Raw genomic sequence first — 17,340 nt, 5'->3', positions numbered from 1 at the left:
CTCCCTGTACAGAGCCATATGCCTTCCCCGGCATATGGCTTTTTTCTTAACGAAGTATGAAAAAGGCCGGGAATATATCCCGACCTTCTAATTTCGGATCTGTTCGCTGAGTTTATTATTCTAGGCTCAGCGCTACGAACCGGGGTTCCCCGCCCCGCCGCACCAGCAGCAACAGAGATTTGCGTCCTGCTTCACGCGCCTCATCCATCCGCGTCTCCAGATCAGTGATCGAAGTCACCTTCTGCTGCCCCGCCTCAGTGATAAGATCACCGGCGCGCAGACCCTTTTCAAAGGCTTCCGAGGATTCATCAACATTGGTCACCAACAATCCTTCGGCATCGGCATCCAGACCCAATTCCTCGCGCTGGCTATCCCCCAGCGGAGCGATGGTCAGGCCAAGAATATCCTTGTCTTCCTCCGTCGGCGTTTCGGCTTCCGGCTCTTCGCCGTTCTCGGCACGTTCGGCGTCTTCGCGGCGGCCCAGCGTCACCAGCACGGTCTGGGTGCCTCCATCACGGTGCACGACCACACGCACAGATTTGCCAACGGTGGTCTCTCCCACCTGCCGCACAAGGCCGCGTGTATCCTCGACCTCGACGCCATCAAAGCTGATGATCACGTCTCCGGCCAGCAGGCCCGCTTCTTTTGCCGGGCCGTCCGGTACATCGCTGATCAACGCACCTCCGGGTTTGTCCAGCCCCATCGCCTCGGCCATATCCTCGGTCACGTCCTGAATGCGCACGCCCAGCCAACCGCGGCGGGTCTCCCCGAACTCACGCAGTTGATCAACGACCTTGATCACCACGTTCGAAGCCATCGAGAAACCAATCCCGATCGAGCCACCATTGGGCGACAGGATCGCAGTATTTACGCCGATCACCTCGCCATTCATGTTGAACAGCGGCCCACCCGAGTTGCCCCGGTTGATCGCAGCATCGGTCTGGATGTAGTCATCATATGACCCGCTCAGTGCCCGATTCCGGGCCGAGATAATCCCTGCTGACACCGAAAAGCCTTGCCCCAGCGGGTTCCCCATCGCGATCACCCAATCGCCCACGCGGGCAATGTCGCTGTCACCGAACTGCACGTATTTCAGCGGCCCTTCCGCCTCGACTTTCAGCAGCGCGATGTCGGTCTTTTCGTCCCGGCCGATTACCTTGGCAACCAAATCTTTCGCGGGCTGGCCATCACCGGGAAAAAACTCGACCAATATCTCATCGGCTTCGGCAATCACGTGATTGTTGGTGACGATATAGCCGTCTTCCGAGATCACGAAGCCCGAGCCCAGCGCATTGCTGCGACGTGGACGATTTTCATTGTCCCCGCCATTGCGATCCTGAAACTCTCGGAAAAAGTCTTCGAATGGTGAGCCCTCTGGCACGATCCCTTGCGGGCCAGTCTGGCCTTCGATCAGTGTCGACGTGGTGATATTGACTACCGCAGGGCTAATCTGTTCAGCCAGCGGCGCCAGGCTATCACCCCGCGCCTGCGCGGACACCGATTGAGCCAAAACCAGCAGCACCCCCACTAAGGTCAGCCACATCAGCCGCATCTTCATAACAAAATCGTCCCGTCGGACGGACACACTGCGCGCCTTAGCCTGCACTTGGGGTCTCCTTGTTGACTAATTCTCTGTTGGCATCACCCGGATGCCCTTCTTTGCAACCAATGTAGTCAGTTTGTCCCGGCCCGCAACTCGGGATCGCGGGGAAATCACCGGTGCGTGAAACCATCGCATCAAAAACCGACCTGATATGCGCCCCACAGCAGCACCAGCCCACTGACCACACAAAGCAGCCCGACCAGCCGCCGCGCCTGTTCCGGCAACGCGCGCAGCGCCTCAAGCATGCGTTCAATAAGCGAAGGGGCCAGCGCATAGGCCAGCCCCTCGACAATCAGTACCAGCCCGAAGGCCAGAAGGATCATGCCCATCACTCAGCGGCCGCAGCTGCCGGTGCCCGACGCCCGGTCGGAGAAGCAAGGTAGTTGAAAAACTCCGAGTCCGGGCTCAGGATCAACGAGCTGTTGCTGCCTTGCAGAGCGTTCTCGTAAGCAGTGAGCGACCGGTAGAATTCAAAGAATTCCGGATCGGCGCCGTAGGCTTCGGCAAAGATCGCGTTGCGTTCGGCATCCGCCTCACCGCGAATGATCTCGGCCTCACGGTTGGCGTCGGAAACCAGTTCAACCACGGTCCGGTCGGCCTGCGCGCGCACACGCTGCGCGGCTTCGTTACCGCGGGCGCGTTCGTCGGTCGCTTCACGTTCACGTTCTGCCTTCATCCGGTCAAACGTCGCCTCAAGGTTGGCCTGCGGCAGATCGGTCGCCTTCAGACGCACGTCGATTACGTTCACGCCGAGCGCACGTGCCTGTGCAATCGCGCTGTTGCGGATACGCAGCATCAGTGCGGCACGATCCGAGCTGAGGATGTCACGGGACGAAACCGAACCCAGTACTTCGCGGGTTTCGGCGCGCAGAATGCGGTCCAGACGATCCTCGGCAACCGGGATACCGCCGACACCAACGGCCTGACGGAACTGTTCCAGATCAGAAATCCGGTAGCGTGCGAAGGCATCGACCACCAGACGACGATCGTCCAGAGGCGTCACTTCCAGCGGCTGAACGTCAATCGACAGGATACGGTCGTCATACCGTACCACTTCCTGAATCAGCGGGATTTTGAATGCCAGCCCCGGATCTTCCTTAACCGCAACAACGCGACCAAATTGCAGAACCAGAGCGCGCTCACGCTCGTCCACGATGAAGATCGAGGACAGAACACCGACTATCGCAAGAAAGATGATCGGCAGAATAAACGTTGTCTTACGCATCAGTTGCTCTCCCCTGCAGGGTTACGGCGCAACTCGTTGAGCGGCAGATAAGGCACAACGCCCTGCCCCGATCCTGTCGAGTTTTCATCCAGAATGATCTTGTCCACATCACCCAGCACCTGCTCCATGCGTTCCAGATACAGACGTTTGCGGGTCACATCAGGTGCTTTGGAATATTCCTCCAAAACCGCGCTAAAGCGGCTGGCTTCACCCTGTGCACCGTTGATCTGCTGGGCACGATAAGCTTCAGCCTCTTCCAGTACCTGCGCGGCTTCACCACGCGCCTCAGCGAGAACGCGGTTGGCATAGGCGTCAGCGACATTCTGCAACCTGTCACGCTCCTGCGCGGCGGCCTGAACGTCGCGGAACGCGGCAATCACGTCCTGCGGTGGGTCGGCCTTGTCAAAGTTCACACGAACGATGTTCACACCCGAATCGTAGCTGTCCATTGTCTCCTGAATCAGCTCCTGAAGGCGATCAGCAATGATACCACGATCCCGGTTCAGGATCGGCGCCAGCTCGCTTTGGGCAATAATCTCACGCATCGCCGATTCAGACACGGCGCGGATCGTCTGGCGCGGATCACGCAGGTTGAACAGGAATTTCGCCGGGTCGTTGATGTTCCAGACAACCTGATAGTCGATATCGACTACATTCTCGTCACCGGTCAGCATCAGACCATCGTCGCTGCCACGGGCACCGCCCATGTCTTCGTTCTGTTCGCGGGTGACCGGAATGACCTCGGCGGTCACAAACGGCCAAGGCGCAAAGTTCAGACCCGGATTTCCGACAGCCGAGAACTCACCCAGAAACAGTTCGACAGATTGTTCTTCGGGTTTGACTGTATAAAAGCTTGCTAGCCCCCACAGACCTGCCGCAACCAACAGACCGATCGCAACGGTCCCTTTGGTAAACGCGGGGCCACCGCCGCCGCCCGAACCATTTGTACCACGGCCACCGCCGCCACGACCGCCCATCAGGACGCGCAGCTGTTCCTGGCCCTTTTTCATCAGCTCATCGATCTCGGGGATCTGCGGGCCGTCACCTTCGGGGGGCTTGCGCCCATCCCCGTTATTACCCCGATTTCCTCCGCCTCCGGATGAGCCTCCGCCCCCCCAGGGGCCGCCGCTGTTGCCCGCCATATGTATCTTTTCCCTTGTGTTGGACCGTGTGATCACGGGTTCCCTTGTAACGTGTGTGCGCGCGCTTGCAAATCAAGCCGTGCGCACAGGTTGCCGCATTGTCACCAGTTCTTCGGCCATCACCGGATGAACTGCAACCGTACGGTCGAAATCTTCTTTGGTGGCACCCATCTTTACGGCAATTCCGGCAAGTTGGATCATCTCACCCGCGCCCGGCGCAACGATGTGACAGCCGAGTATTTTCCGCGTCTCTTGCGACACGATCAGCTTCATCAGCACGCGCTGTGTGCCTCCGGCAAACGCCTTCTGCATGGGCTTGAATGAGGTCGCATAAACCTCAATCGGTTCCTGTTCCGCAGCCGCTTCCTCGCTGAGGCCCACAGTACCCATTTCCGGCTGGGTAAAGATCGCGGTCGGGATCAGTTCGTGATCAACGGGCGTTGGGTTGCCTTTAAAGACGGTCTCGACAAAGGCCATGCCTTCGCGGATCGCCACAGGGGTCAGGTTCACCCGATCGGTTACATCACCAATGGCAAATATCGAGGGCACGCCTGTCTGGCTGTACTCATCCACGATGATCTCACCCTTGCGACCGCGCGCGACGCCCAAAGCCTCAAGCCCCAGATCATCCGCATTCGGCGCGCGACCCGTGGCATACATCACAACGTCGAACAGCTGCTCGGAGCCATTTGTGGCCTTCACCCAGATTTTGTCGCCTTGCTTTTTCATCTCAAGCACGTTGGTGCCCAGATGCAGGTCGATGCCGTTCTGGCACATCTCTTCACTGATCAGCCCGCGCGCCTCATCATCAAAGCCCCGCAGAATTTGCGCCCCGCGATAGAACTGAGTCGTTTTGACCCCCATCCCATTCATGATCCCGGCAAATTCACAGGCGATATATCCACCGCCAACGATCAGCATGGATTCGGGCAGTTCCTCCAGGTGGAAAATCTCATTCGAGGTGATCGCAAGATCAGATCCGGGGAACTCGGGTACAACCGGACGACCGCCCGTTGCGACAAGAATATGCTTGGCTGTCTTGCGGGTACCATCAGCCAGTTCCACCGTATGCGGATCAACGACATGGGCGCGCTGGTCGAAACTCTCGACACCATTGTTCTTCAGGATATTGCGGTAGATACCTTCCAACCGATCGAGCTCTGCGTGCAGCTTAACTTTGAAAGTGTTCCAGTTGAACGCACCCGGCTGCATGTCCCAGCCATAAGCCTGCGCGTCCCCAACCGTATCCGCGAACTCGCTAGCGAAAACCATCAGCTTCTTGGGTACACAGCCACGGATCACGCAGGTTCCGCCGTAACGATCCTCTTCCGCCAGAGCCACCTTGGCGCCGTTTTCACCCGCCGCCACCCGTGCCGCGCGAACTCCGCCCGAGCCGCCTCCGATGACGAACAGATCATAGTCAAAGCTCATGTACGAGTTCCTTTTATTCCGCGTGGCCAAAATTCACTGGATATCTGGGCGCAAATCCTGAACTGCCAACCCCTGACGCGGGAAATAGTGATTTTTCTTCTGCAGTTTATCGCGCCACCTGCCTGATCTTTAGTCCGCCAGATCAGAAAACAGGTTGTCCCCGCCGTCGCCCAGCATATCGGTCAGGACTGTACCCTCATTGATATCACGCAATTCGACCCGGCCATCGCCATAACCAATGACAACCTTGTCGCAGATATCAATGAACAGCCCATTTTCGACCACACCCGGGATCTGATTCATCACCAGTGCCAGTTGGCGGGCATTGCCGATCCGCTTGAGATGCAGGTCCAGAATGTGATTGCCCTCATCCGTAACCTTGGGTGCCTCACCGTTCATCCGCAGCGTGACCGAAGTGCCCAGCACATCCATCGTGTCCAGCGCTTCTTCAATCAGGGTGCGGGTGGTCTGCCAGCCGAACGGGATCACCTCGACCGGCAAAGGGAATGCGCCCAGCGTCTCAACCTCTTTGCCTGCATCCGCGATCACCACCATCTGATCGCTGGCTGTGGCCACAATCTTTTCCTGCAACAGCGCAGCACCACCGCCCTTGATCAGGTTGAACTCGCCATCAAACTCATCCGCGCCGTCGATTGTCAGGTCCAACCAGCCGGCCTGGTCCAGCGAGACGACCTCGATCCCTTCTTCCCGCGCCAATTGCGCCGTCGCGGTCGACGTCGGAACGCCCTTGATTTTCAACCCTCCATCGCGCACCCGTTCACCCAGGCGGCGCACCAACCATGCGGCGGTCGAGCCTGTCCCCAATCCCACACGCATCCCGTCCTGAACAAGATCGGCGGCGCGACAGGCAGCAACGTATTTCGCTTTGTCGATGGGCGACAAGTCTCTGGTCATGGCAGCTTCCCCCAAGAATACTGCCAGACTTATACGGAATGCCCCGCGCAACTGCGAGAGGCAAAACACTCCGCACCTGTGCTAACATGTCGCTGAAATACGCGTTTCCGATAGGAAACGTCGCAATCAGCCTCTATTGTGATCGCCAGACCCCCTAGATAGTCGCCATGGAATCGCCATACCGCCTGCACTACGCCCCCGACAACGCCTCGCTGGTGATCCGACTGGCGCTGGAAGAGATGGGCCTGCCCTATGAGACCGTATTGGTCGATCGCGCCCGCGATGCACAGAATAGTGCGGCGTATCGGGCGTTGAATCCGAACGGGCTGATCCCGGTGCTGGAGACGCCCCAGGGTCCGATCTTCGAGACCGCCGCAATCCTGCTGTGGCTGGCTGATACGCATGGGCAATTAGCCCCGACACAGGTCAGCCCTGATCGGGCGGCATTCCTGAAGTGGCTGTTCTTCGCCTCGAATACCCTGCATGCCGATCTGCGAATCCTGTTCTATGCCGAAAAATACATCGCGGCAGATCAAGCCGATACACTACGCTCCGGCATCCACCCGCGGCTGCGGCAGCACCTGAATCTGCTGGATGCTCAAGCCCAAAAAGCGCCCGACTGGTTCAGTGCTGATCACCCTTCAGTCCTGACGATATATGTCGCCTGCATGATGCGCTGGATGGCGCTTTATCCCGCTAAGGCGGACCGCAGCTGGTATCAACTCGCCGACACGCCTTATCTGCAAAAAATCCTGATGCAGCTAGAATCAAACCCGTCGACCCGCGCAGCTATTGCCGCCGAGGGGCTGGGGGTCACTCCCTTCACCTCGCCGACCTACGCCAACCCTCCAGAAGGCTCAGCTACCTGATATGTTTCTCTCTGTCTTCGATATGTTCAAGGTGGGCATCGGCCCATCTTCTTCCCACACCATGGGTCCGATGGTGGCCGCCGCACGATTCCTTGACCTGATGCGCGCCTCACCGTTCGAGTTTTCGGGCCTGCGCGGCTCGTTGCACGGCTCGCTGGCCTTTACCGGCGTCGGCCACGCCACCGACCGCGCTACCATTCTGGGCCTCGCCGGGTTTGTGCCTGACACCTATGACAACGACAAGGCCGAAGCCACACTGGCAGCTATCGCAGAATCCCATACGGTGACACCCGAAGGCCTGCCGACGCTGAGCTTTGATCCCAAAGCCGATCTGATCTTCGACTACGACAACAATCTGCCCGGTCATGCCAATGGTATGATCCTGATGGCCACTGACGCACAAGGCGATGTCATCCTGCGTCAGGTCTACTACTCCATCGGTGGAGGATTTGTTCTTACGGAAGAGGAATTGGCCGAAGGCAAGGCAACTGACGAAGGTGCGCCTGTGCCCTTCCCGTTCAAATCCGCCGCCGAAATGCTGCAAATGGCCAAAGACAACGGTAAAAGCATCGCTCAGATGAAGCGTGAAAATGAGATCGCGCGCGGTTGCGCGGATAGCTTTGCCAAAGGCACAGCGCGTCTTTGGCAGGTCATGAATGACTGCATCGAGCGTGGGCTAAAAACGGATGGCATCCTACCCGGCGGCCTCAGCGTGCGCCGCCGCGCCAAGGGCATCCACGATGCCCTGCTGGCAGAACGCGGCATGAACCTGAATGCCCCGCATACGATCAACGACTGGATGAGCGTCTACGCCATGGCCGTGAACGAGGAAAACGCAGCCGGTGGGCAGGTTGTCACCGCCCCTACAAATGGCGCGGCGGGCGTGCTGCCATCAGTTCTGCGCTATTACCTCGATCACGTGCCCGGCGCGTCCGAAAGCCATGTCGAGGATTTCCTGCTGACCGCCGCCGCCATCGGTGGTCTGGTCAAGTTCAACGCTTCGATCTCGGGCGCTGAAGCGGGCTGTCAGGCCGAGGTTGGCAGCGCGTCAGCCATGGCTGCGGCAGGCATGTGCGCCGTGATGGGCGGTACGCCTGAGCAGGTTGAAAATGCCGCCGAGATCGCGTTGGAACACCACCTTGGCATGACCTGCGATCCAGTCGCGGGCCTTGTGCAGGTGCCGTGTATCGAGCGTAACGGCTTGGGCGCGATTAAGGCCGTCTCGGCGGCCTCGCTGGCCCTGCGTGGCGACGGCAAGCACTTTATGCCTTTGGACGCGGCCATTGAAACGATGCGCCAGACCGGCGAGGATATGCACGAGAAATACAAAGAAACATCTTTGGGCGGGTTGGCCGTCAACGTGCCGAACTGCTGATCTGACAGCAAGAACAAGTGGGGTGACATGCGCGGACACTGCCTGTGCGGCAAGATTGGATACGAGGTTGATCCTCCGGTTCTGTCCTGTGTCACCTGCCATTGTGACAGCTGCCGTCGCCAATGCGCCGCTCCGATGACCACCTATTTCGGCGTGCGCGACGGCAATTGGCGCTGGATCGGGGAAGAACCGAAACGCTTCAACTCCTCCCCCGGGGTCGAGCGCAGCTTTTGTCCCCATTGCGGCACACCGATATCCTTCCGGTCGACGGTGATGTCGGATGTGATGCATCTCTACGTCGCGACACTGGAAAATCCCGAAGTACTCAGCCCGACCTTGCATGTCGCGCACGAGGAAAAGCTTAGCTGGCTGCAGCTTGGTGACGGCCTGCCCACCTGCATCGGCCCGGATTACACCAAAATCCAACCCCTGCCCGACACCTGAGATCAGAGCTTCCCCCTCTGCCGCGAAACCGCTAGCGTCGCGCACATGACTCAGGATCGCCCCGTTCTCGGCATCATATTGATGCTCGGTTTTTGCGTGCTCGCACCGCTGGGTGACGGGATGGCAAAGCTGTTGGGTGAAACCACAGCTTTGGGACTGCTGGTTCTGGTGCGGTTTGCTGTTCAGGCGATGATCTTGATCCCACTGATCGCGATGACCGGCAAGCCATGGAAGATGACGCCGCGCGTTTTGCGCCTGACGATGATCCGCACCCTTCTGCACATCATTGGGATCGCAGCGATGTTCACAGCGCTGCAATATATGCCGCTGGCCGATACCGTGGCCATCGCCTTTGTAATGCCTTTCATCATGCTGCTGTTGGGCAAATATGTTTTGGGCGAACAGGTCGGCCCCCGTCGTTTGATCGCCTGTGTCGTCGGATTCATTGGCACCTTGCTGGTGATCCAGCCCAGCTTTGCTGAGGTCGGCGCGCCCGCCTTGCTGCCCCTGATCGTTGCGGTGGTCTTCGCCCTGTTCATGTTGGTTACGCGGCAGATCGCCAAGGAAACAGACCCGGTTGCGCTGCAGGCGGTATCGGGGGCCATGGCTACCGTCTTTTTGCTTCCGATTGTCCTGCTGGGTTCCCAGATCGGCCTGCCAGCAATGTCCCTGACGATGCCCACGGCCGAGACGCTCTGGCTGCTGCTGGGGATCGGTGTGCTGGGCACCGTGGCGCATCTACTTATGACATGGTCTCTGCGCTATGCGCCGTCTGCGACTCTGGCCCCGATGCAATATCTAGAGATTCCGGTCGCCACCCTGATCGGCTGGCTGATCTTCCACGATCTGCCAAACGGGCTGGCCGCGCTAGGCATCGGCATCACCATCGCGGCCGGGCTCTACGTTATCCTGCACGAGCGGGCCAACGCTCGGTCCGGCCCGACTGAAACGCCTGCATGACCTGATCCAACGCCGCGCGCGGCAGGATCGTCAGCAACCCGGGTCCATTGACCTCAAGCGTTAGCGCTCCTAGCGCTCGGTTAGAGGTTCCGACCTGCCCGTCCGGTTCTAGCACCAGATCATCAATCGGCCATTCCAGCCCCTCGCTGCGCCCGGTCACCCGCCGCAGCGGAAACAATGAAACCGTGTCTCCTGCTGTGAGCTCCAGACTGATCCTGGGTGGCGCATGAAAGACAATTTCTCGTGCGCCCAACAGGACACAAGGCCGATCCTGCAACCGAACCAGAGTATTGAACGCCACCAACTGATGATCCACCCGCGCGCCCAGAAATCCTGCTGCCAGCACCACAGGCGCATCCATATTGCGCAGCGCCTTGTCAAAATCGGTGCTGTTCTGCTCGGATATCTGGAACAACCGATCCTTGGGAATCCGGGCCAGATATTCTGCCGTAATCGAGTCCAAATCGCCGATCACTGCGTCCGGCATCCGTCCCGAATCAATCAACGCAGCCGCACCGCCATCCGCCGCAACGGCAGAATTGACGCGATTTAGCACCAGATTCACGTCCTCTGAACTGAATTCGCCCCCACCAAACAGCCCGATTGGCCCGCCAGAGCGAACAATTGCCCCATTTTCCACAAGATTGACCATAATTTCCAGTTTTGGACATAATGAAACCACAAAATGATAGCTTCATGGCTAGAGTTTCGAGTCGGTTGCCCCTGCTGTGTCTGGTAATCGACCTGGTAGTTTGTAAAGGACATGCGTCTGATGGTACAGAACAACAAGGTACTCACCGTTTCATACGGCACCTTCTCGTGCACCCTCGAAGGCTTTGACGATTCATTTGAAACAATGAAGGCGATCGCCGAGTATTTCCGGGACCTTGCAGCGGATGACCGATACTTCGGATCGGAACCCCCTCAGCCTGACGCCGAGATGCTGACCCGGATCGCACAACGGGACGCCGCCCAGAAGGTTGAAGCCAGCCAGAACGAGACCGGCCTGTTGCTGCGCGCAACGGAAGCCGCCCCGGTTGCAGCACCGACCCCCGCTGCAATTGCGCCAGCCACAACACCTGAACCTGTTCAGCCTGTCGCGGATGTTGTTCCCCCTGCTCCGTCTGCTCCGCAATCCGACGATGCCCCCGCCGCTGACAGTATCGCAGCCAAGCTGCAGCGAATCCGGGCTGTTGTTTCGCATTCCGATGCTGCCCCTGCCGGATACTCTGAAGACGAAGACGTCAGCTATCTGCAGCCCGTGAAGCCAAAGGTCGATGCAATTTCTGCCGCTTTTGAGTCCGGCGCGCTGAGCCCGACCGATCTGGAAGACACTGCTACGGACGACGCTCCGGCAACGGCCCCGCAGGTCGAACAGCCTGCCGAACCCGAGCAAATGGCAACGATCGCCGAGCTGCCGGTTGAGGACGAAGAACCACTCGCGCCTGCCGCCATCGAGCAGGACGAAGTCGAAGCAGCCCCGATCATCTCACCGGCGATCACTGCCGAACTTGAAGACGAGGACGAAGCGCCCGAACAGCCGTCAGCCGATGTCACGGACAAGGACGTGTTGTTCTCGGACCTCGACGACGAAGCTGAAACTGAAGACGAAGGCCCCTTAAACATCCTGAATGACCAGGACAACACCGACGAAGATGAAACAACACCGGATCTTACCGGCCTCGCCCATGGCGTCATCTCGGCCGAGGATGAGGCGCTGCTGCTTGACGAAATGGCGCTGGTAGAATCCGAGCTGGCGGCAAACACGACGGCTGAGCTGCCCGATATGACGGGTTTGGATCAGGACGTATCGCGCCTGATGGACGAAGCGGGCGCCCATATGGATGATCCTGCCACTAGCGGCCAGCGCGAAACATATTCTCACCTGCGCACTGCCGTTGCTGCAACCGAAGCAGACCGCGAAGATGGCGCAGACAAATCTCAGACCCCCGAGGATGATTATCGCGGTGATCTGGCCTCGGTCGTCAATCCACGCCGACCCGAGATTGAGGTCACCAGTGAACGCCCCACCCCGGATGCTGCCGCACCATTGAAACTGGTGGCTGAACAGCGGGTGGATACCGCAACGGCTGACACCGGCCCGGTGACACCGCGCCGTGTCACCTCGGCGGACGAGGAATCTGCAGATGAAGAAGGTGGTTTTGCAGCCTTTGCGCAAGAACAGGGTGCCCAATCACTACTCGACCTGCTGGAAGCTGCCGCGGCTTATCTGTCCTTCATCGAAGGTCAGGAGCAGTTCTCACGTCCACAGCTGATGAATAAAGTTCGCTCGCTCAAGCAGGACTCGTTCAACCGCGAAGAAAGCTTGCGCTCATTCGGTCAGTTGCTGCGGGACGGCAAAATCGAAAAGGCCGGAGGTGGCCGTTTTGCCGCCTCAACCCAAATCGGGTTCCGCCCGAACGACGACGAGCGTGCCGCTGGCTGACTCCAAGATCCCCCAACACCCCCTCAAGACAAAATTGGGCCAGAGGAAACTCTGGCCCTTTTTCGTTCCGTGGCTCGCAGCCAAAAAGCCAGTCAAGTTCAGAAGTCGAACGCCAGCGCCACGTAAGGGCCGGTCAGGATCAGATCAATCACATCGCGCCCGTCTTCAAACTCAACATCCAGATGGCGATACCCGCCCGCAACGTTGATATTCTCACGCCACTTCCAACTAGCCTGCACCAGCGCCTCACACTGGAATTCCGAGCCATAACCGAAGCCGCCGATATTGCCCATCGCTGTGAGGCTCCAGCGGTCATTCAGCGCGTAGTTATAGCGTGCGCCGATCAACGGGTCGGTCCAGCTTTGATCTGTGCTGAAGGTGCGATCCAGCACGGTGGTCGAAACATCCAGGTCCCAATGGCGCAGCCCGGCCAACGCTTCCAACCGTGACCGATCATCCTGATAGACCGCATAGCTGGCCGCCAGTGAGACCATCGTGCCCTCAAGATCCCAACTGGCTGCATCGTCAAACCGACCGACCGAGACATCGTCACCCAAATTGAGATAATTGAACTCACCACCAATGGTCCAACGCCCATTTCGGGCCTGGCCAGCGATCAGGAACGCGCCCTTCAGAATGTCGAAGATCGAGGTATCCCCGTTCACCGGCGGGTTTGGTCCCACGTCCAGTGAGGTTCTGAATTCCGGCCCCCAGAAATAAGGCGCAATGGTATAGCGCCAATCACCGGCCTGAGCGCTGCTCGCGATACATGTTGTGGTAACCGCCGCTAATACCCGGTTTTTCATGTCCTATCTGCCTCTGGTTGCCGCGAAAGAAAGTCGCAAACATCGTGCCACGCAGGAGACACCAAGACAATCGGGCGGCTTAGCTTTGATCTTGATCCGGGTCCTCTTTGCCCACTCCGCGGAACACAAATTTGAACGGCAACGCCCAGACAATGCCAAGCGCGACATATACCAGAAGTTCCAGCCAGATCGGCGGGCGATCCAGCCAGTTCACGATTGTCACAACCGCAACGATATAGACGGGGAGCCCGATCAGCAGCAGCACCAATGACCACCGCCGACGTGCCTTATAGCTGAGGCCGGGTTTGTCGTTGCTGCTCATCAATCTGCAAACGGGTCGGTCACCAGAATGGTGTCCTCCCGCTCCGGGCTGGTGGACAACAGGGCGACCGGACATTCGATCAATTCCTCGACGCGGCGCACGTATTTGATCGCGTTCGCAGGCAAGTCTGCCCAACTGCGCGCGCCTTCGGTGGATTCGCTCCAGCCCGGCATCTCTTCGTAAATCGGCGTGCAACGTGCTTGCTGGTCGGCGGCGGTCGGCAGATAGTCCAGGCGATCGCCATCCAGCTCATATCCAACGCAGATTTTCAGCGTCTCGAACCCGTCCAGCACATCCAGCTTGGTCAGGGAGATGCCGTTCACGCCGCTGGTAGCGCAGGTTTGGCGTACCAGACAGGCATCGAACCAACCACAACGGCGTTTGCGCCCCGTCGTGGTGCCAAACTCATGCCCCCGTTCGCCCAAGCGCTGGCCATCTTCGTCGTCTAATTCGGTTGGGAAAGGCCCCTCACCCACGCGGGTCGTGTACGCCTTGACGATGCCCAAAACGAAGTCGATCGAACCCGGCCCAATCCCAACGCCTGTCGAGGCCTGGCCCGCAATCACATTCGACGATGTCACAAACGGATAGGTCCCGAAATCGATATCCAGCAGCGCACCCTGTGCGCCTTCGAACAGGATTCGCTTGCCTGCCTTGCGCTTCTCGTTCAGCACCTTCCATACGGGCGCGGCAAACGGCAGAATCTGTGGTGCGATCTCTTTCAGCTGCGCAATCAACGCGTCACGATCAATAGGTTCCAACCCCAAACCATTGCGCAGCGCATTGTGATGGACCAAGGCCCGATCGACCCGCAGCGCCAGCGTCGCTTCATCAGCCAGATCAGCCACCCGGATTACACGCCGCCCGACCTTGTCCTCATAACACGGACCGATCCCGCGACCGGTCGTGCCGATCTTGGCCACCGAGTTCTGGCTTTCGCGCGCACGATCCAGCTCGCCATGGAACGGCAGGATCAGCGGGGTGTTCTCGGCAATCATCAGCGTCTCGGGCGTGATATCGACACCCTGCGCGCGGATCGTACCGATCTCTTTGATCAGGTGCCAAGGGTCCAAAACGACCCCATTGCCGATCACGCTCAGCTTTCCACCGCGTACGACGCCCGAAGGTAGCGCATGCAGTTTGTAAACCTCACCCTCAATGACCAGCGTGTGCCCGGCATTATGTCCACCCTGAAAACGCGCGATCACATCCGCTCGCTCACTGAGCCAGTCGACGATCTTGCCTTTTCCTTCGTCGCCCCACTGGGCGCCGACAACAACCACGTTGGCCATATCCGGTCCTTTTGCGCTGAATATTCAAACCCGGCTCATATAGCCGGGCACAGACGGCAGGGAAACCGATATTTCGCCGCAGATACAAATCGTGCTGCGCGCGATGCCTCCGGCGGAGGTGTTTTTGGCCTGATGAAGATCGGGTCCCCTGCTTCATCTGGCCAAAAGTACCTCGGGGGAGTCGCCCGGACGGGCGGCGGGGGCAGCGCCCCCTCTGCTTTTAGCGCAATTGTACGGGATGACCGTGGGGTGTTGTCAGGTAAGCCTCTTCCCATGCATTGCGAAGATCCTGGACATCATCAGTGGGCGCTTCCCCCTGCTCAGCCAGCAGCGCCTCCAAGGTCTCTAACCAAGCGTGAAAGTAATCGTCCCCACCATCCAGTTCTTTTTTGAGGCCGTTCCGTTTCAAAGTATTGGAAAACCGTTCCGCCCAGTCCGGCCAATCAAACCGGCCCGCTTCGTTCAAGGCCACTGTGACCGCAAAAACCTGCGCGTGCCAGGGCTCGGCAAAAATCGGCTCGGGGGCTGAGTGAGTGATACAATCGCTCATGCGGGCTCCAAATAAGACTGCCAGAGGTCCAGCACGACTTCATCCGCCGGGTGCTCAGGGTTTGCCCAAAGTTCTGAGGCGGGAAACACGACCGCGTAGAGCGGCTCAGGGGCTTCACCCAACCCATGGGCGTTGGAATCCGGCAGGACATGAGTGCCATGCAGCCTGAGGATGCGACCCGTTGCACCCGCGGCATAGATCGGCAACCGGGTGTGGCCGCCATCAACCAGTCGATTGGCGCTGTGGCCCAGGGTTCGAACGGCTTGCCCGGTTTGAAACCGAACTGCGACGTTCGACGGGCGATCTGCGGGTCCGCCCTTGGCCAAGGCGCCTGCGACGGCGTCAGCCTTCAGGGTACGCTCAGTCAGAGGATGAACACCATCCCCGTCGACACCGCGCAAATCATCAAGCGTCAGTACCCCCTTTTCGACCAGAAGATCAGCCAGACCGGACATCCATTTCTCATAGTAAGAAAACCGCGCGTAGTCCGTAGGAGACAACCTTTCCCGCGCGTGGCGTGAAACATCGATATTCCATTGCCCCAGAAACCCCGCAGCGAGCGTTACCGCCAGCGCCCGACCGTGCCAGTCTTCGGCAAACACCGGTGCGTCTTGGGGTTCAGGGTTCACCGGACCATCACCAAAGCGCCCTCCCATATCATGTACTCGCGTCATGACGGCACCTTGGGTAGCCCAGTGCCGATCATGCTGTCGCGGGTGACCAGCGCGGCAAGTTCATCCGCGTTCAATCCTTCTGTGCCCTCTGGGCGCAACGGCAGGACGAGGTAACGAATTTCGGCCGTCGAGTCCCAGACGCGAACCGATGTACCTTCGGGCAAGGTAACACCAAACTCAGACAGGACCTTGCGTGGCTCACGCACGGCACGGGCGCGGTAAGCGTCAGATTTGTACCAGCCGGGTGGAATTCCTAGCAGCGGCCACGGGTAACAACTGCACAAGGTGCAGACGACCATATTATGCTGTTCAGGCGTGTTCTCGACGACCACCATATGCTCGCCCTGACGACCGTAATAGCCCAGATCCGCCACGACTGAAGTGGCGTCTGCCAGCAGTGAGGCTTTGAAATCGGGATCACTCCAAGCCTTTGCAACAACATGCGCGCCGTTCTGTGGACCTATCTTGTTCTGATAAGTATCGATGATTTCATCCAGCGCTGCAGGATCAATCAGACCCTTGCGGGTCAGAATCGTCTCAAGCGCTTTGACGCGCAGCGCGGGTTCGGGAGGCAACAGGGCGTGCGGGTGGTCGTTATCATCATGTGGCATGAGGCGCAGCCTGCGCGACAGAACAGCGCTCTGTCCAGTCTCTTTGGTGTGATATGAAACATCACCGCACGTGATGCCAACTCGTGACTTGCCCCCGCTGGCAAACTTGCATAAGTACCACGCGATACACGCCACGCTGTACAGGACCACCATGGAAAACGTCGTTCTCATCATCCACCTTCTTCTGGCCTTGGGCCTGATTGTCGTTGTGCTGATGCAACGTTCCGAAGGCGGCGGCCTTGGTATGGGTGGCGGTGGCGGCGGGGCCATGACGGGCCGCGCGGCAGCAACGGCGTTGGGCAAGCTGACATGGATCCTGGCCGCGTGCTTTATCGTCACCTCGATCACGCTGACGATTCTGGCGGCCCAGAAATCTTCTGGCAGCTCAGTGATTGACCGTTTGGGCGTGCCTGCCCCGGCCCCGGCTGAGGAAAGCGCTCCGGCAGTCCCATCGGCAGATGAATTGTTGCCGCCGGCGCAAGGCGACAATGCTCCGCTGATCCCGCAGGCTGGCGACTAAGCCACAAAACCTAGAAATTCATAAGGGAACTGCAACAGCATCTTGCGGTTCTCTTGCGCTATGTGCGCGAATCCTTTATACGTGAAGTCCCGTGATGCAGCGGTTTTTTCGAACCGCCGGGCAGCTAATAATGACGTCTCACGGGAGCAGCCGAA

At 59.0% G+C, this 17,340-nt stretch carries 19 protein-coding genes; 6 read left to right on the top strand and 13 right to left on the bottom strand.

Features of this window, described 5'->3' with window-relative positions:
- Positions 1-115: 115 nt before the first annotated feature.
- From ACR0JG_RS08860 to rpiA, 6 genes are all read right to left on the bottom strand, one after another.
- On the bottom strand, positions 116-1,558 hold the full coding sequence (locus ACR0JG_RS08860; RefSeq protein WP_480503421.1) for a Do family serine endopeptidase: 1,443 nt from the start codon (positions 1,556-1,558) through the stop codon (positions 116-118).
- Between the two features lie 179 nt (positions 1,559-1,737).
- The gene (locus tag ACR0JG_RS08855; protein WP_170393554.1) at positions 1,738-1,932 is read right to left on the bottom strand and encodes a DUF2065 domain-containing protein; all 195 of its coding nucleotides are present in this window, start codon (positions 1,930-1,932) and stop codon (positions 1,738-1,740) included.
- On the bottom strand, positions 1,932-2,828 hold the full coding sequence (hflC, locus tag ACR0JG_RS08850; protein ID WP_170393556.1) for a protease modulator HflC: 897 nt from the start codon (positions 2,826-2,828) through the stop codon (positions 1,932-1,934). The genes ACR0JG_RS08855 and hflC overlap by 1 nt, the downstream gene beginning before the upstream one ends.
- Positions 2,828-3,970 (bottom strand): FtsH protease activity modulator HflK, encoded by a 1,143-nt coding sequence (gene hflK / locus ACR0JG_RS08845; RefSeq protein ID WP_170393723.1) that lies wholly within the window; start codon positions 3,968-3,970, stop codon positions 2,828-2,830. Before hflK ends, hflC begins: the two co-directional genes overlap by 1 nt.
- A gap of 72 nt (positions 3,971-4,042) precedes the next feature.
- Complete coding sequence (gene gor, locus ACR0JG_RS08840; protein ID WP_170393558.1) at positions 4,043-5,401, bottom strand: glutathione-disulfide reductase; 1,359 nt, start codon at positions 5,399-5,401, stop codon at positions 4,043-4,045.
- 129 nt (positions 5,402-5,530) lie between these two features.
- Positions 5,531-6,316 carry a ribose-5-phosphate isomerase RpiA gene (gene rpiA / locus ACR0JG_RS08835; protein WP_170421048.1) on the bottom strand — a complete coding sequence of 262 codons (786 nt, stop codon included), beginning with the start codon at positions 6,314-6,316 and terminating at the stop codon, positions 5,531-5,533.
- A 167-nt stretch (positions 6,317-6,483) separates the two neighbouring features.
- On the opposite strand from rpiA, the gene ACR0JG_RS08830 reads away from it, so the two are divergent.
- Genes ACR0JG_RS08830 through ACR0JG_RS08815 form a run of 4 tightly spaced genes read left to right on the top strand, consistent with a single transcriptional unit; the run spans position 6,484 to position 9,964 of the window.
- The gene (locus ACR0JG_RS08830; RefSeq protein WP_480569141.1) at positions 6,484-7,185 is read left to right on the top strand and encodes a glutathione S-transferase family protein; all 702 of its coding nucleotides are present in this window, start codon (positions 6,484-6,486) and stop codon (positions 7,183-7,185) included.
- Between the two features lies 1 nt (position 7,186).
- Positions 7,187-8,560: an L-serine ammonia-lyase gene (locus tag ACR0JG_RS08825; RefSeq protein WP_170511074.1), complete on the top strand. Its 1,374-nt coding sequence runs from the start codon at positions 7,187-7,189 to the stop codon at positions 8,558-8,560.
- Positions 8,561-8,587: 27 nt separating this feature from the next.
- A complete protein-coding gene (locus ACR0JG_RS08820) occupies positions 8,588-9,004 on the top strand; it encodes a GFA family protein (protein ID WP_480569138.1) in 417 nt (138 codons plus the stop codon).
- 45 nt (positions 9,005-9,049) lie between these two features.
- On the top strand, positions 9,050-9,964 hold the full coding sequence (locus tag ACR0JG_RS08815) for a DMT family transporter (protein WP_170645838.1): 915 nt from the start codon (positions 9,050-9,052) through the stop codon (positions 9,962-9,964).
- Here the strand turns inward: ACR0JG_RS08815 and ACR0JG_RS08810 are convergent.
- Positions 9,909-10,616 carry a thiamine diphosphokinase gene (locus ACR0JG_RS08810; RefSeq protein ID WP_480569135.1) on the bottom strand — a complete coding sequence of 236 codons (708 nt, stop codon included), beginning with the start codon at positions 10,614-10,616 and terminating at the stop codon, positions 9,909-9,911. The two genes, ACR0JG_RS08815 and ACR0JG_RS08810, sit on opposite strands and share 56 nt — an antisense overlap.
- A gap of 120 nt (positions 10,617-10,736) precedes the next feature.
- On the opposite strand from ACR0JG_RS08810, the gene ACR0JG_RS08805 reads away from it, so the two are divergent.
- Entirely contained in the window at positions 10,737-12,410 is a 1,674-nt protein-coding gene (locus ACR0JG_RS08805; RefSeq protein WP_480569132.1) for a hypothetical protein, read from the top strand.
- Between the two features lie 98 nt (positions 12,411-12,508).
- Here ACR0JG_RS08805 and ACR0JG_RS08800 read toward each other — a convergent pair whose 3' ends face one another.
- The 6 genes from ACR0JG_RS08800 to nthA all read right to left on the bottom strand — a co-directional run bounded on the left by ACR0JG_RS08800 (position 12,509) and on the right by nthA (position 16,665).
- On the bottom strand, positions 12,509-13,216 hold the full coding sequence (locus ACR0JG_RS08800) for a porin family protein (protein WP_480569129.1): 708 nt from the start codon (positions 13,214-13,216) through the stop codon (positions 12,509-12,511).
- Positions 13,217-13,295: 79 nt separating this feature from the next.
- Positions 13,296-13,538, bottom strand: a complete 243-nt coding sequence (locus ACR0JG_RS08795; protein ID WP_170510671.1) for a DUF2842 domain-containing protein — start codon at positions 13,536-13,538, stop codon at positions 13,296-13,298.
- Positions 13,538-14,830, bottom strand: a complete 1,293-nt coding sequence (locus ACR0JG_RS08790) for an adenylosuccinate synthase (RefSeq protein WP_480569126.1) — start codon at positions 14,828-14,830, stop codon at positions 13,538-13,540. The genes ACR0JG_RS08795 and ACR0JG_RS08790 overlap by 1 nt, the downstream gene beginning before the upstream one ends.
- Positions 14,831-15,050: 220 nt before the next feature.
- On the bottom strand, positions 15,051-15,380 hold the full coding sequence (locus tag ACR0JG_RS08785; RefSeq protein ID WP_480569123.1) for a nitrile hydratase accessory protein: 330 nt from the start codon (positions 15,378-15,380) through the stop codon (positions 15,051-15,053).
- Positions 15,377-16,054, bottom strand: coding sequence for a nitrile hydratase subunit beta (nthB, locus tag ACR0JG_RS08780; protein ID WP_480569120.1), 678 nt, complete (start codon positions 16,052-16,054; stop codon positions 15,377-15,379). Before nthB ends, ACR0JG_RS08785 begins: the two co-directional genes overlap by 4 nt.
- Positions 16,051-16,665, bottom strand: coding sequence for a nitrile hydratase subunit alpha (nthA, locus tag ACR0JG_RS08775; RefSeq protein ID WP_480569116.1), 615 nt, complete (start codon positions 16,663-16,665; stop codon positions 16,051-16,053). Before nthA ends, nthB begins: the two co-directional genes overlap by 4 nt.
- Positions 16,666-16,816: 151 nt before the next feature.
- Here nthA and secG point away from each other — a divergent pair, with 151 nt between their 5' ends.
- Positions 16,817-17,185 carry a preprotein translocase subunit SecG gene (gene secG, locus ACR0JG_RS08770; protein WP_170422417.1) on the top strand — a complete coding sequence of 123 codons (369 nt, stop codon included), beginning with the start codon at positions 16,817-16,819 and terminating at the stop codon, positions 17,183-17,185.
- Positions 17,186-17,340: the final 155 nt, after the last annotated feature.

Source organism: Ruegeria sp. AD5, from assembly GCF_056542345.1.
The sequence above is the reverse complement of the archived record's forward strand: the minus strand, read 5'-3'. Positions and strand labels throughout refer to the sequence as shown.

What these genes read in the sequence shown, in the direction of transcription:
- ACR0JG_RS08785 (WP_480569123.1), bottom strand. Translation starts at nt 15,380, where the DNA reads ATGAGCGATTGTATCACTCACTCAGCCCCCGAGCCGATTTTTGCCGAG.
- ACR0JG_RS08820 (WP_480569138.1), top strand. Translation starts at nt 8,588, where the DNA reads ATGCGCGGACACTGCCTGTGCGGCAAGATTGGATACGAGGTTGATCCT.
- ACR0JG_RS08800 (WP_480569129.1), bottom strand. Translation starts at nt 13,216, where the DNA reads ATGAAAAACCGGGTATTAGCGGCGGTTACCACAACATGTATCGCGAGC.
- nthA (WP_480569116.1), bottom strand. Translation starts at nt 16,665, where the DNA reads ATGCCACATGATGATAACGACCACCCGCACGCCCTGTTGCCTCCCGAA.
- ACR0JG_RS08825 (WP_170511074.1), top strand. Translation starts at nt 7,187, where the DNA reads ATGTTTCTCTCTGTCTTCGATATGTTCAAGGTGGGCATCGGCCCATCT.
- ACR0JG_RS08795 (WP_170510671.1), bottom strand. Translation starts at nt 13,538, where the DNA reads ATGAGCAGCAACGACAAACCCGGCCTCAGCTATAAGGCACGTCGGCGG.
- nthB (WP_480569120.1), bottom strand. Translation starts at nt 16,054, where the DNA reads ATGACGCGAGTACATGATATGGGAGGGCGCTTTGGTGATGGTCCGGTG.
- ACR0JG_RS08805 (WP_480569132.1), top strand. Translation starts at nt 10,737, where the DNA reads ATGGTACAGAACAACAAGGTACTCACCGTTTCATACGGCACCTTCTCG.
- ACR0JG_RS08790 (WP_480569126.1), bottom strand. Translation starts at nt 14,830, where the DNA reads ATGGCCAACGTGGTTGTTGTCGGCGCCCAGTGGGGCGACGAAGGAAAA.
- ACR0JG_RS08815 (WP_170645838.1), top strand. Translation starts at nt 9,050, where the DNA reads ATGACTCAGGATCGCCCCGTTCTCGGCATCATATTGATGCTCGGTTTT.
- ACR0JG_RS08855 (WP_170393554.1), bottom strand. Translation starts at nt 1,932, where the DNA reads ATGGGCATGATCCTTCTGGCCTTCGGGCTGGTACTGATTGTCGAGGGG.
- ACR0JG_RS08810 (WP_480569135.1), bottom strand. Translation starts at nt 10,616, where the DNA reads ATGGTCAATCTTGTGGAAAATGGGGCAATTGTTCGCTCTGGCGGGCCA.
- hflK (WP_170393723.1), bottom strand. Translation starts at nt 3,970, where the DNA reads ATGGCGGGCAACAGCGGCGGCCCCTGGGGGGGCGGAGGCTCATCCGGA.
- secG (WP_170422417.1), top strand. Translation starts at nt 16,817, where the DNA reads ATGGAAAACGTCGTTCTCATCATCCACCTTCTTCTGGCCTTGGGCCTG.
- hflC (WP_170393556.1), bottom strand. Translation starts at nt 2,828, where the DNA reads ATGCGTAAGACAACGTTTATTCTGCCGATCATCTTTCTTGCGATAGTC.
- ACR0JG_RS08830 (WP_480569141.1), top strand. Translation starts at nt 6,484, where the DNA reads ATGGAATCGCCATACCGCCTGCACTACGCCCCCGACAACGCCTCGCTG.
- rpiA (WP_170421048.1), bottom strand. Translation starts at nt 6,316, where the DNA reads ATGACCAGAGACTTGTCGCCCATCGACAAAGCGAAATACGTTGCTGCC.
- ACR0JG_RS08860 (WP_480503421.1), bottom strand. Translation starts at nt 1,558, where the DNA reads ATGAAGATGCGGCTGATGTGGCTGACCTTAGTGGGGGTGCTGCTGGTT.
- gor (WP_170393558.1), bottom strand. Translation starts at nt 5,401, where the DNA reads ATGAGCTTTGACTATGATCTGTTCGTCATCGGAGGCGGCTCGGGCGGA.